General features: G+C 59.2%; 11 protein-coding genes. 7 read left to right on the top strand and 4 right to left on the bottom strand.

What is annotated here, in order from left to right; all coding sequences use genetic code 11:
- Positions 1-42: 42 nt before the first annotated feature.
- Positions 43-858, bottom strand: coding sequence for a substrate-binding periplasmic protein (locus NXT3_RS20215; RefSeq protein WP_104840169.1), 816 nt, complete (start codon positions 856-858; stop codon positions 43-45).
- A gap of 232 nt (positions 859-1,090) precedes the next feature.
- On the opposite strand from NXT3_RS20215, the gene NXT3_RS20220 reads away from it, so the two are divergent.
- The 4 genes from NXT3_RS20220 (at position 1,091) to NXT3_RS20235 (ending at position 6,738) form a co-directional block, all read left to right on the top strand.
- On the top strand, positions 1,091-3,166 hold the full coding sequence (locus tag NXT3_RS20220; RefSeq protein ID WP_104840170.1) for a hydantoinase/oxoprolinase family protein: 2,076 nt from the start codon (positions 1,091-1,093) through the stop codon (positions 3,164-3,166).
- A gap of 15 nt (positions 3,167-3,181) precedes the next feature.
- Positions 3,182-4,915 (top strand): hydantoinase B/oxoprolinase family protein, encoded by a 1,734-nt coding sequence (locus tag NXT3_RS20225; protein ID WP_104840171.1) that lies wholly within the window; start codon positions 3,182-3,184, stop codon positions 4,913-4,915.
- Positions 4,916-5,122: 207 nt separating this feature from the next.
- Complete coding sequence (locus NXT3_RS20230; RefSeq protein ID WP_104840172.1) at positions 5,123-5,959, top strand: sugar phosphate isomerase/epimerase family protein; 837 nt, start codon at positions 5,123-5,125, stop codon at positions 5,957-5,959.
- Between the two features lie 11 nt (positions 5,960-5,970).
- Complete coding sequence (locus tag NXT3_RS20235; RefSeq protein WP_104840173.1) at positions 5,971-6,738, top strand: SDR family NAD(P)-dependent oxidoreductase; 768 nt, start codon at positions 5,971-5,973, stop codon at positions 6,736-6,738.
- A gap of 43 nt (positions 6,739-6,781) precedes the next feature.
- On the opposite strand, the gene NXT3_RS20240 is transcribed toward NXT3_RS20235, so the two are convergent.
- Complete coding sequence (locus NXT3_RS20240; RefSeq protein WP_104840174.1) at positions 6,782-7,579, bottom strand: shikimate dehydrogenase family protein; 798 nt, start codon at positions 7,577-7,579, stop codon at positions 6,782-6,784.
- Between the two features lie 105 nt (positions 7,580-7,684).
- Here NXT3_RS20240 and NXT3_RS20245 point away from each other — a divergent pair, with 105 nt between their 5' ends.
- Together NXT3_RS20245 and NXT3_RS20250 are read left to right on the top strand one after the other, a co-directional pair.
- On the top strand, positions 7,685-7,897 hold the full coding sequence (locus NXT3_RS20245; protein ID WP_337442175.1) for a tautomerase family protein: 213 nt from the start codon (positions 7,685-7,687) through the stop codon (positions 7,895-7,897).
- A 12-nt stretch (positions 7,898-7,909) separates the two neighbouring features.
- Positions 7,910-9,151 carry an NAD(P)/FAD-dependent oxidoreductase gene (locus NXT3_RS20250; protein ID WP_104840176.1) on the top strand — a complete coding sequence of 414 codons (1,242 nt, stop codon included), beginning with the start codon at positions 7,910-7,912 and terminating at the stop codon, positions 9,149-9,151.
- Here the strand turns inward: NXT3_RS20250 and NXT3_RS20255 are convergent.
- Entirely contained in the window at positions 9,090-9,890 is an 801-nt protein-coding gene (locus NXT3_RS20255; protein WP_234828157.1) for a GntR family transcriptional regulator, read from the bottom strand. The two genes, NXT3_RS20250 and NXT3_RS20255, sit on opposite strands and share 62 nt — an antisense overlap.
- Positions 9,891-10,045: 155 nt before the next feature.
- On the opposite strand from NXT3_RS20255, the gene NXT3_RS20260 reads away from it, so the two are divergent.
- On the top strand, positions 10,046-10,837 hold the full coding sequence (locus NXT3_RS20260; RefSeq protein WP_104840177.1) for an aldolase: 792 nt from the start codon (positions 10,046-10,048) through the stop codon (positions 10,835-10,837).
- Positions 10,838-12,024: 1,187 nt separating this feature from the next.
- Here the strand turns inward: NXT3_RS20260 and NXT3_RS20270 are convergent.
- Positions 12,025-12,930 (bottom strand): LysR family transcriptional regulator, encoded by a 906-nt coding sequence (locus NXT3_RS20270; RefSeq protein ID WP_104840179.1) that lies wholly within the window; start codon positions 12,928-12,930, stop codon positions 12,025-12,027.
- Positions 12,931-12,950 lie beyond the last annotated feature (20 nt).

Consider the following 12,950-nt stretch of genomic DNA (forward strand, 5'->3'; position numbering starts at 1 on the left):
CGCAAGCGTAGACTGCGGAAGCAACCGTGATTTGAATAGACCCTACTCCTGATCCAGCAACTGCTTTACGTACTTGTCGACGCTTGCCTTCATTTCGCCCTTCGCGATCTTCTCCGCGAATAGGATATTGATCACGGCAAGATCCGCTCCGGTCACATTGCGCGGCAGACCTATGCCAACGCCCTGCTTAGCGATCGCAGGCTCTGGAAGAACCGTCACCCAGTCCTCGCCGTTCTTGGTCGTGAAGAGAAGATTGCTGTCCGCGTCGTCGACGAGCACATCCGCGCGACGAGACATGAGCGCCAGGCGGGTGGCGTCGCTGTCGGGGAGCCGGAGCAGCGTTGCGTTCTTGATCTGCGTCGACAGGATCTGCTCCTGCGCGGTGCCGGACATGATCGCGATCGTGACCCCCGCCTTGTCGAAGTCGGCAAGGCTCTTCCAGCTCGCATCAATCTTCGGGTTCGCCTTGTTATGGACGATGGATACCTGGTAGTCCCATGCGCTGTCCGTGAACGCGATCGCAAGGGCGCGCTTCGACGTACGGTTCAAGGCAAGGGACAAATCCCAGCGATCCGCCTGCAGACCAGCGACGATATTGTCCCAGCTAGTATCGATCACCTCTGCCTTAACGCCAACCACATCGGCGATTTCCTTGCATAGATCGATGAAGACGCCACTAAATTGACCGGACGCAGGATCGCGCATTACGTGTGGAGGAGCAACGGCTGCTCCACACCTTAAGGATCCGCGGCTTTGGATTTTCTGCCAGAATCCAGGCTCTTGGGCGTGAGCGCTGCCCACTCCAAACACCATCAAGCCGCCGATCGCTGCACTAGCTATCACGTTGAGAATTTTCATCAAGGCTCTCCTCTGAGGTCTCCGGAAACTGATGCTCCGGTTAGTTACGATGCATATATTGTCGCTTTAATGTCGACAATGTCAAATGGCTTTTTACAATTGTGTCTCGGCTTTTCAAAATCACAAACCTCGCGCGAATCTCCCTTGACGTAAGAACCTTCCGCGATTATCTCTTTTTTATTGTCGACATTTGATCGACTACAACAAAGGGAAAAATCAGAGGGAATTTGCGATGCGTACTGCCCGAATTGGGACGGACATTGGCGGAACGTTCACCGACCTCGTCCTGCTGGATAACCTGGGTCAGACTTTTTTCGCCAAAGTCTCGTCCACGCCTTCCGATCCCGGCGAAGCCGTGCTGACGGGAGTGAAGCAACTGCTTGAGATTGCCGATCTGGATGTCGTTGCCGTCACGCACGTTCTTCACGGCACAACCGTAGGTTCAAATACACTTCTTCAGCAGCAGGGCGCTAAATGCGGCCTCCTGACCACGCGCGGCTTCCGCGACATCCTCGAGATCGGTCGTCTTCGCACGCCAGTGATTTTCGATCTCCAGTGGGACAAGCCCGATCCGCTGGTGGCGCGCCGCTATCGCGTGGGCGTCGGCGAGCGAATGAGCGCCCAGGGTGAAGTGCTCTCTCCCGTCGATCGCGACGAGATCCTGAAGGCCGGGGAATTCTTCAAATCCGAATGTGTGGAATCGGTCGCCATCTGCTTCCTGAATTCCTATCGCAACTCCGAGAACGAGCTGGCAGCCGAGGCGATATTCCGCGAAGCCTTCCCGGACATCTGGGTTACCACGTCGGTTTCGGTTCTTCCGGAAATCCGCGAATACGAGCGCACCTCCACCACGGCGGTCAACGCCTATGTACTTCCCTCGCTGCGGAAGTATCTCCAACGCCTCGAGTCAGGCCTTCGGGGTATCGGGATCAACGCTCCGCTCCTGGTAAGCAACTCGAACGGCGGCCTTGCGACTGCTCCGATGGCGCAGGAGAAACCCGTTTTCTTCATCACGTCCGGACGCGCTGCGGGCGTTGTCGGCGCTGGGCGGCTGGGCAGTTCGGTCGGGATGTCCGACCTTATCGCATTCGACATGGGTGGTACGACTGCGTCGGCGTCGCTGGTTCAGAACGGCAAGCTCACGCGATCGAACGAGTATGAATTCCGCGCAGGGATTTCGACGCCTAGCCGCTTCATCAAGGCAGGCGGCTACCTGATGCGCGTCCCGAACGTCGACGTCGCAGAGGTTGGCAGCGGCGCGGGTTCCATCGCCGCAATCGATCAGGGCGGCCTGCTTCACGTTGGTCCGACCTCCGCTGGCGCAGATCCGGGTCCGGCTTGCTACGGCATCGGCGGAACGAAGCCGACGGTCACCGACGCTAACGTAGTCCTTGGATATCTTCCTTCGGTTCTGGCCGGCGGCCAGATGAAGCTGGATGTCGAGGCCGCCCGTCGCGCCATCGCAAGCCAGTTGGCAGATCCGCTCGGACTTGACGTCGAAGCTGCGGCAGTTGGCGTTCGCGAAGTCGCCAACGCGAACATGGCTCGGGCCATCCGTGCGGTGACTGTCGAACGTGGCGTCGACCCGCGTGACTTCACGTTGCTCGCCTTCGGCGGCTCCGGGCCCGTTCACGCATGCGACCTGGCGCGCATGCTCGGCATCAAGAATGTTCTCTTCCCTCGTGCACCGGGCGTATTCACCGCGATGGGGATGCTTGCCGGCAACGTCGAGCGCCATTTCATCAGAGCTCTTCCGGGCTTTCTGCATGCACTCGACACCGGTGCAGCGAATTCGGCGATCGACGACCTGGCTGAACAGGCCTACGAAGCGCTAAAGAAGGAAGGATATGACCGGGAGAATATATCCCTGTCGTTCGAGCTCGACCTGCGGTTCCGTGGGCAGGATTCGGAAGTGCCTATCCAGATCCCGGCCAAGCTGAGCGATGCCGACCAGCCGAAGATCCGGCAGGATTTCCTCGACGCTTACATCGCCCTCTACGGCTACGCGTCGACCGACCAGGTAGAGACGGTCAACATTCGGCTTTCGGCGACCGTCGTTGGCGACATCCTCGATTTCAAGCGCCTCACGTCGAGCCAGTTCGAGGTGAAGAAAGGAACTACCGAGCACCGGAAGGTCTACTTCAGCCGTGAAATTGGCTGGGTGGAGACGCCGATCATCGACCGTGCCTCGTTCCGTGGCGAAGTCGAAGGCCCCGCCATCCTGCAGAGCCCGGACTCGACGATCGTCGTACCGCCCGGCGCCAAAGCGTCGCTCGACGCCGCCCAGAACATCACTGTTTCGCTCTGACCGAAGGTGACCTCCATGAGCAAGAGAAATATCGATCCAATCAGCTTCGCGGTCATCAAGAGCGCGCTCGACACCATCGTGGACGACATGGCCTACGCGGTCATGCGCACGGCCCGCTCGCCGATCGTCCGCGACATTCTCGACTACTCGGCGACGCTGTGCGACCGTGAGGGCAGGATCCTGACCCAGGCCAAGACCGTTGCCCTCCATCTGGGAGCGGTGCCGGACGCCATGGAAGTGATCACCAGTCGCTTCTCGGCCACTGCCCGCCCCGGCGACGTATTCATCCTGAACGATCCCTACCAGGGCGGCATGCATCTCCCGGACATATTCATGTTCAAGCCGCTGTTCTTCAACGACAAGCTCGAAGGCTTCTCCGTCGTCATCTTCCATCACTGCGATGTTGGTGGGCGAGTCCCGGGCTCCAACGCAGCCGACTCCACGGAAATCTTCCAGGAAGGCCTCCGGATCCCGCCCGTCAAACTCTACGACAATGGCGAGCCGAACAACTGGATCTTCGACATCATCAGGGAGAACGTGCGTCTTCCCGATCTTGTCATCGGCGACCTGGAATCGCAGCTTGCCACCTGCAACATCGGCGAGCGCGAGTACCTGAAGCTCTTCGAACGCTACGGTTCGGAAGTCCTGAACGACTACTTCGACGAGCTGATGGACTACGGCGAGCAGATGACCCGCAAGGCGATCGCTTCCTGGCCTGATGGCGACTACGAGTTCACCGACTACGTGGACGGCGATGGCTTCAGCACTGCACCGATCCCGATCAAGTGCAAGATGACCGTCGCGGGTGATCACCTCACTGTCGATTTCGAGGGAACTTCCCCTCAGGTCCGCGGCGCAATCAACCCCACGTTCTCGTTCACGAAGTCGGCCACCTACCTTACGATCCGATGCGCCCTTGACCAGGACGTTCCCAACAATGCCGGCGTCTATCGAGCGATTACAGTGAAGGCTCCGCTCGGGACCATCCTCAACCCCATCTCCCCGGCTCCCGTCGCGGCCCGCGCCCTCACAGGATATCGTGTCATGGATACCGTCATGGGGGCTTTGGCGCAGGTTGCTCCGAACAAGGTCATCGCTGCCAGCGAAGGCGGCAACACCGTGATCACGTTCGGCGGATACGACAAAAAGTCCGGCGAGCCGTTCATTCTCGTTGACATGATCAACGGAGCATGGGGCGGCCGCTTCAACAAGGACGGTGTCGAGGGCGTCACCAATCCGGCACAGAACCTGTCGAACCTGCCTGTCGAGAGCCTCGAAGCCCGCTATCCTCTGCGCATCGACGAATACTGCCTGCGGGACGACTCCTGCGGTGCGGGCGAATTCCGTGGCGGACTTGGCCTCGCTCGCCAGTATCGCTTCCTGGCCGACGAGGCGATCCTGCAGATCCGTGCCGACAGATATGTCCACGCTCCATACGGCCTCTTCGGTGGAGAAGCTGCAGCATTGACACGCAACCTTCTCGATCCCGGCACCGCGGACGAAGTCCTGCTTCCTTCGAAGGTCACCCGCCAGGTCGAGAAGGGTCTCGTCTACCGACACGAGCAGTCGGGCGGCGGTGGCTACGGCGATCCGCTGAAGCGCAGCCTGGAATTGATCTCCAAGGATCTTGGCAACGGCAAGATCTCGCGCCGCTATGCCGAAGAGAAGCACGCTGTCGTTTTCATCGGCGATGGCCTCGAGATCGACCACGCCGCTACCGAAGCAGCCCGCAATTCGCGCGCAGCATAAAGCCGTGACACCATGAGACCCGAGCATCTCGGGTCTCATCCGAACGGAGAGATGCTCAAGGTGTGCGGGGGATCTTCTTGGATCGCGTTGCACGCGGCTGGCCCTGGGCCGCCATATGGCTTTGGCCCCAGAATTCCGACACGAGTCTGCGGAAACAAGACGCTCTCCTTTTCCATCCGATGCAGATCGATCTCAAAGGAGAATGCTTTGGAACAGGACCTGTCACGTTTCGCGATCAATCAGATCACCTCCAAATCATGGAACATGCCCGAGGCGATCGAAGGATATCGTCGGCATGGGGTCTCCGGCATCGCGGTCTGGCGAGACAAGATGTACGACTACGGCGTGAAGCAGACTGCCCGTCATCTCCGCGACGCTGGCATGTGGATTCCGACCTTCTGCGCAACCGCGTGGATGAACCAGACCGATGATGCCGGGTTCAAGGCCGCTCTCGAAGAAAACAGACAAGTGCTGCGCGATGCAGCGGAAATCGGCGCGCCAAACGTCGTATTCGTGACCGGCGGACCGCCAGAGGGCACGAAGGATATTCACGGTTTCCGCTCGAGGATGCATGACGCGCTGGGCGAACTCATCGTCACTGCCCGCGATGTGGGCATCAAGATCGGCATCGAACCGATTCACCCGATGTACGCTGGTGACCGCCATGTCATCAACAGCATGCGCCAGACCAACGACCTGATCGACGAGTTCGGAGACATCCTGGGCATTGTTGCCGATGTCTATCATTGCTGGTGGGACCCCGAGTTCGAGAACGAGCTGAGACGCGCTGGGCCTGACCGAATTCTAACCTTCCATTACTGCGACTGGCTTGTTCCAACACGCTCCTGGTTCGACCGCGGCATGGTCGGCGACGGCATCATCGATATCGCCCGTTACAAGCGATTACTCGACGGGATCGGATACACAGGCCCGTTCGAGCTCGAGATCTTCTCCGATCTCGACTGGTGGAAGCGCGATCCGGACGAGACGGTTCGGATTGGGGTCGAGCGTTGCGCGCCTTTCATTGGCAAGGTCGAAAAATAAGGAGAAGCACTATGAAGCATGCTGTCGTGACAGGCGGCGCCAGTGGCATTGGCGAGGCCACAGCCCGTCTGCTCTCGAAAAACGGCGCCCGCGTCACGTTGGTCGACGTGAACGACGAGCGCGGAGCAAGGGTTGCTGATGAGATGAACGCCGCCGGAGGGGAGGCTGTGTTTCATCATCTCGATGTAGGCGACGAGAACGGCCTGCTGGAGCTGGCGGCATCGCTCTTCGCCGAGGGGCCCGTCGATGTGCTGGTCAATTCTGCCGGGATACTGCAGAACGCCGTTCGGCTCAATGACATGGACCTGGCCGAATACGACCGAATAATGGACGTCAACCTGAAGGGAGCTGTCCTTGCGTGCCGTGCGTTCGGAAGCCGAATGTGCGCTGCAGGAGCCGGATCGATCATCAATCTGTGCTCGCTGACCTCGCTCACGCCCTCGCCTCAGCTTGCATACGGGATGTCCAAGGCCGCCCTCAAGATACTGACCGAGAGCCTTGCCGCGGAGTTCGGCCCATCGAACGTCAGGGTCAACGCCGTCGCCCCTGGCTACACGCTCACCCCGGCCATGCAGCAGCGTATCGACGAAGGGGCGCGAAACCCGGCAAAGATGGTCGAGGCAGCCGCGCTGAGAAGACTTGTGTCGATGGACGAAGTCGCGGAGGCAATCAACTTCCTCTCAAGTGACAAGGCATCCGCCATAACGGGCGTCGTTGTTCCCGTGGATTGCGGTTTCCTTGTCGGCTCCGCCTATCAGGCCTATGCCGCCCAACCCTGAACAAGGTGCCGGGACGCCGCCTGACATCCTGGCATTTTCGGTTTCATACCTTCAGACCAAAGAAATCCAGCGTCAGATCCCTTTGCATGTCGAGCATTCCGCCGCCGTAACGGACATCGCATCCGATTTCCTTTGCTGCGGCGAGCAGCGGAGTGACGCGAGGTTTCATGATGATGTCCGCGATGATCATTTCGGAGGAGATGTTGTCGAGGTCGACCGGGATCGGATCTGTTTCCGGATGCAGGCCGCAAGGCGTCGCGTTGACGACAATGTCGTGCCCCCGCGGATTGATTCCTCCCAGCTTCACATTCGCTTTCGGAAAGCGCGCGAGAATCCTCTCCGAAAGATCTGTAGCGCGGGCGGTGTCGAGGTCGCTGATCGTTATCCGCTCAGCGCCCGACTTCGCAAGCTGAAAGCCGATCGAGGCCCCTGCTCCGCCTGCTCCGACCAGAAGGACCGACTTGCCCACCACCTCGTGAGGGCCCGAGAGGACGCCCGCCATGAAGCCGGGTCCGTCGAAGTTCGCTCCTGTCAGACGCCCCTGCTCATCGCGCTTGACTGCGTTGACCGCGGTGACGAGCTCCGCAGTCTCGTCATGCTTATCGCAGAGCTGGTAGGCTTTTTCCTTGTGGGGCACGCTCACCATGAAGCCGCCAAGGTTCGCGGTGCGACGAAGGCTGTCCCACACTGCCTCGAAATCGTCTGGACGATAGTGAACCGGGATCATGATCGCGTCGACGCCGTTTGCCGCGAACCAGGGGTTGAATACCTCCGGCGAACGGACGTGGTCGATCGGATGTGCGATCATGTAGAAGATCTTGGTCTTGCCTGTGATTTGCAACGCCGTGTCTCTCTTATATTTCAAATTTGCGCTCGACATAATGTCGACATATGATAAACAAAAGTCAGGACCGACGGCAAGCCGTAAAGAAGGTTCGAACAGAAAATCGTTGAGCAGGGAACGACCATGCCTATTTTGAAAGTGGAGATGCTTTCCGGACGAACCAGGGAGCAGAAGCGCGAGCTTGCGAAGGCTCTAACCGCTGAAATGGCTAGGGTTACAGGCAATAGGCCCGAAACCATCCAGGTCATCTTCGCCGAGACATCCTCCGCGAGCTGGGCCACGGGCGGCATCCTCCTGGACGAACAGGGACATTGATCAGAGGCGGCAATGGCGGACGTTACGATAGTAGGTGGCGGCATCATTGGCTTGTGCTCCGCCATGGCTTTGCAGGATCGGGGATACACGGTCGAGATCATTGAGCGCGGTGAAATCGGCCGGGGTGCGTCATATGGAAACTGCGGCCTCCTAGCACCCGGTGAAGTTGTGCCTGTGTCGCGGCCCGGTGTTGTGAAGAAGATACCGGGGTGGCTGCTGGACCCGGAAGGCCCCCTGTTCGTGCGTCCGGGCGCCCTTGCCCGCGACCTCCCATGGCTGCTGAGATTTCTCAAGGCGGGAAGTGCCGATACGGTTCGTCACATCGCCTCCTCGCTCGCCCCGATGATGAAGAGGGTCAACTCAGATTACGGCGTGCTGCTTGAAAGGATTGGGCGGTCTGATCTCCTCTCACAGGTCGAAAGTCTGATGCTTTTCAAAGATCGGTCGGAGTATGAGCGCGATCGCTTCTCCTGGGATCTGCGGAGCGAACTGGGCTTTGATCACACGTTTATATCTGGCTCCCAGGTCAGGGAACTCGAGCCCGCGATCGAAGGTCCCGTCACCTGCGGCGTGATCATGAAGGACTGGTATCATTTCACCGATCCTCTTGCGCTCACCCAGGCCTTGGCAGAGGAAGTCGTGCGAAGGGGCGGCAAAATCGTCTCCGGCGAGGCTCTTTCCTTCGAGAGCGAGCGAGGACTCGTCCGCAGCGTGAAGCTACGGAGCGGAGACCGGATCGACACCAAGCGGATCGTCCTCGCTGCGGGTGCGTGGAGCGGGTCGCTCACCCGGCAGTTGGGACTGCGGATCCCCCTCGCCCATCTCAGCGGATACCACGTCCATGCGCCGCATCCGCAAGTCCATCTCGAGCGAGCAATCTACTATGCGTCCGGCGGATTCGTCCTGACTCCGATGGCGACAGGACTTCGTATCGGCGGAACCATCGAAATCGCCGGAGCGGATCCCAAGCCGAACTTTCGCAGAGCCGATGTACTTGCGGAACGGGCGAAGACGATCCTTCCCACTCTTGACATCACTGGCAGCACCCGCTGGATGGGAGCACGTCCATTCATCCCGGACACGATGCCGATTCTCGGCAAGGCTCCGTCCTTTGGGAACGTCATCCTGGCGTTCGGTCACGGACAGGTCGGCATGACCCTGGGGGCGACAACCGGACACGTGGTCGCGCAGATCATCGCCGACGAACGGCCCGACGTGGATCTGGGGCCGTTCCGCCCACAGCGGTTTGCCTGATGGTCGAGGCTGTCGGCGCGAATTTCATCTTGGCTGTGACGCTCTGATCGTAATACTCGAGGAACCGCCCCTTGAACTGCATCGCATGCTCGTGAGCGACCGCGTCCGCATATTCGAGATCCTTCGCCCGGATCGCCTCGATCATCTGGACGTGATGAACTGCGACTTCCTCGAAGGACATGTGCTCGGACAGTGCCTGAAACTCGAAATGGAAGTGGAGCATGCGCCTGCCCTCGTCCAGCAGGCGTTTGTAGAACATCTGGAAGTAGGCGTTCTTGCCCGCTTCCGCGATCGCCATATGAAAGTTGAAGTTGGCGTCGATGTTGTAGATTGGATCCCGGGTCTTCAGGCTCTTGTTGAAGCCCTTCTCGAACTCGCTCTGCAGCTTCTCTATCGTCCGCAGTTCCGCGTTGGTGCGGAACTGCGCCGCGAGCCTCGTCGTCGCACGCTGCAGCAGATCAAGGGCATCCAGGTACTTCGGGACGTCCCTGAAATCGATCGGCGCCACGATCGTGCTTCTGTTCGGAAGGATGTTCACAAACCCCTCGCTGGAGAGACGGACAAGCGCTTCACGAACCGGAGAGCGCGAGAGGTCGAAGCGCTCACTCAGGCTGTTTTCGTCGATTGGCGATCCCGGTGCAAGTTCAAGCCGCAGGATCTCGTCTCGAAGCTGCGCGTACACGCGCGCACTCCCAGTGACCTTCTCAGCCTTATCAGACGCCGGCGCCAAATCAGCCATACCCTACTCCCCTCTCATCACACTCGACCACACTCGTTAGCATTTCATCGGCTCTGCATCAAACAAAGCGAAAAAACCTCGCAAAGCGTTACACAATGGTCGACATTATGTCGACCATATAATAGCATCTCCGAGAAATTTCGAAAGGAGAAGTTATGGCACACGAGTTGAAGACCGACGCCGCCGCTCCGGCGGTATTGAAGAATGCATCCCTTGACACGCCGGAAATCATCGAAGCACGCCGGGATCTCGCCGCATGCTTTCGCATGGCCGCCAAACTCGATCTGCAGGAAGGCATCTGCAATCACTTTTCAGCGGTTGTTCCGGGCCACTCCGACCTGTTTCTGGTCAATCCATACGGATGGGCGTTCGCGGAAATCCGTGCATCCCAGCTTCTCATCTGCGACTTCAACGGCAACGTCGTCTCTGGAGACGGCAAGCCAGAAGCCACTGCCTTCTACATTCACGCGCAAATCCACAAGGTCATGCCGCGTGCGACTGCAGCGTTCCACACTCACATGCCGAATGCGACTGCGCTCTCGATGATCGAGGGCGACCCCTTCGTCTGGGCGGGCCAGACCTCGCTGAAGTTCTACGGGCGCACCGCAGTCGATGAGAGCTACAACGGCCTCGCACTGGGCTACGAGGAGGGGCTCCGCATTGCCGAAGCGATCGGAGACGCGGATATCGTCTTCATGCGCAATCATGGCGTGATGGTCCTCGGCCCGACGATCGCTGAAGCGTTTGACGATCTCTACTATCTGGAGCGCGCCGCCGAGGTACAGCTCAAGGCGATGGGAAGTGGCCGCAGCCTTGTGCGAATCCCTCACGAGATTGCGCAGAAAGCGTATCTGGAAATGCGTGAGGGCGATCCGGAAAGCGCCCGACTCCATCTGGCCAGCGTCCGCCGGCAGCTTCAGGCATCCGAACCCGAATACGCAGACTGATGCGCTCCAGATCCTGATGTAAGGAAGGGCCACGAGAGCGGTCGCACTGCAGACGTATCGCTCTTTTGGTCTCCCCCGACCTAAACGGTGCCATCTGGATGATGCATCTAGCACTTTCTCGGGAGATAGCGGCGTGTCGAGGACGATCTACGTAGTGCCCTACCCTTCACACGTCAATATTACGCTTGGATTAGTTCCCCGGAACGAGAACATCGGCTGCGCGGTAAGCGGAGACCGTCTGAGGCGTTCCGCGTCAGGTGTCGAACTGATAGCTTGCCGGAATGTAGTTGTAGCCACTCTCTCTCCGTTCAAGGAAGCCGACGGACGAATGCGGCATGTGGTAGCCCAATGTCGAACCTCATCTCCCAATCGGGTTTTTGCAGGTTCAGTGCATAGTGGACCGCCGAGTCAGCCATTGCTATCGCTCGCTTCCCGTCGGACTCGATGCTGAGGATCGTATGGTCCGGAGAATGCCCGTAGGCGGCAATCGCCGTTATGCCCGAGACGATATCCTGACCATCTGTCAAGAAGGTCGTTTTCGCCGCCAGCGGCTTGACGTGCGACAGGACCTTAAGATGGTTCGCTCACCAATGGTTCCGCTCGCTCGTTGATATTTGCGGCGCGGCGGCAACGACGGAGCTGGAGGCGTACGGTTCGGGCGGCGATCCCAATGACAGCATCTGTGGCGCAAAGCAGTCGCTCGGTCGAGACAGAGTGAATGACCGCGTCCCACCCACCCACGACGCTGGTGAAGGTGAACTCTCGACCCGAAGCGGACTGTTAATTCGTTGCGCGTGAACGGCAGGTTTGCGCCGTCACTCCTGTCGTTCACGCCACCCCCTCCGGTTCTGGGAAGCAGTCAGTCTGCTTTCGTAATGATCGTCCGGAACGCGCAATAGGAGGCGCGTGCGCCGTGCGAAGACAGCAACCCCGAAGGCCTATCTGAGCAGTTGAGAGTATCGTCGACGGGCAGGCTCACACTTAATACCGTCGTCAGTCTTCTCGCGAAAGTCGCTGAGGTGTCAGATGTCGTCGAAATGACTGTCGCCGAACACCTGCCATTGAATGCCGAGAGCCTGCGTAAGGCGCTATCACAGTTAGCAATCCTTGTGCGTTAGTCGCTGGGTCGGGAGTACTAATACCTTCAAGGCGACGCAGTTGGCGCAGTGTGGCGCTCCATCGACGGGTCACCCGGTCGCCCGTCGCGAGAGTTCACGAGCTAGTTCCAAGAAAGCCCTGACCCCAGCCGATAGATTGCGCCGCCCAGGATAGTAGAGGCAAAGCCCCGGATAGGGCGGTGTCCAGTCTTCCAGAATACGGATAACGCGCCCCGCGTCGATGTCCGGGAGAATATCTTGTTCGAAAATGTATCCTACGCCGGCGCTATCGAGAACGGCGGTTCTCGTAAGGCTCGCTTCATCCAACGTTATCGGGCCGCGCACATCAATTTGCACCTGTTCCCCGTCCTTTTCGAAGCGCCACCGAAACAGTGATCCATCGGGAAGACGAACGCGGATGCATTTGTGATTGAAAAGGTCGGGGGGAGCCAGTGGCTTCCCATACTTCTCGAAATACTCGGGAGAGCCGACCACCGCATGTCGCTGTGGCCGGCCGAGCGAAACGGCAATCATGTCGGTGGGTACAAGGCCCGCAACCCTGACGCCTAGATCAAATCCGTCGCCGACGACATCCACCAATTTTCCCTCGGTGACGATATCAACGTGCATGTCTGGATAGCGGCGCAGGAACTCAAGTACGAGCGGTGAGATGATGGCGCGCGCGGCAAAGGGTGCTGCGTTGATACGTATCGTTCCGGAAGGTGTTTCGCGATGCGAGCGCACGGTCTCCAGAGCGGTACGGAGATCCTGAAGGGAAGGCGCGACCTGTTGCATAAAGAGCCTGCCGGCATCCGTCAGCGAGACGCTGCGCGTGGTTCGGTTGAACAATCGGACGCCGAGTCCCGCTTCAAGTCTGCCTACTGTGTGGCTCAGCGCTGTCGTGGACATGCCGAGATCGATGGCCGCTGCGCGGAATGTGCCGCGCCGTGCAATCGCGATGATCGCTTCCAGCTCTTTGAGATTGGGTTGTTCCATTGTCCCGACTTGTTCACTAT

This window comes from Sinorhizobium fredii (assembly GCF_002944405.1).
Taxonomy (GTDB): domain Bacteria; phylum Pseudomonadota; class Alphaproteobacteria; order Rhizobiales; family Rhizobiaceae; genus Sinorhizobium; species Sinorhizobium fredii_C.

What these genes read in the sequence shown, in the direction of transcription:
- NXT3_RS20215 (WP_104840169.1), bottom strand. Translation starts at nt 858, where the DNA reads ATGAAAATTCTCAACGTGATAGCTAGTGCAGCGATCGGCGGCTTGATG.
- NXT3_RS20220 (WP_104840170.1), top strand. Translation starts at nt 1,091, where the DNA reads ATGCGTACTGCCCGAATTGGGACGGACATTGGCGGAACGTTCACCGAC.
- NXT3_RS20225 (WP_104840171.1), top strand. Translation starts at nt 3,182, where the DNA reads ATGAGCAAGAGAAATATCGATCCAATCAGCTTCGCGGTCATCAAGAGC.
- NXT3_RS20235 (WP_104840173.1), top strand. Translation starts at nt 5,971, where the DNA reads ATGAAGCATGCTGTCGTGACAGGCGGCGCCAGTGGCATTGGCGAGGCC.
- NXT3_RS20250 (WP_104840176.1), top strand. Translation starts at nt 7,910, where the DNA reads ATGGCGGACGTTACGATAGTAGGTGGCGGCATCATTGGCTTGTGCTCC.
- NXT3_RS20255 (WP_234828157.1), bottom strand. Translation starts at nt 9,890, where the DNA reads ATGGCTGATTTGGCGCCGGCGTCTGATAAGGCTGAGAAGGTCACTGGG.
- NXT3_RS20260 (WP_104840177.1), top strand. Translation starts at nt 10,046, where the DNA reads ATGGCACACGAGTTGAAGACCGACGCCGCCGCTCCGGCGGTATTGAAG.
- NXT3_RS20270 (WP_104840179.1), bottom strand. Translation starts at nt 12,930, where the DNA reads ATGGAACAACCCAATCTCAAAGAGCTGGAAGCGATCATCGCGATTGCA.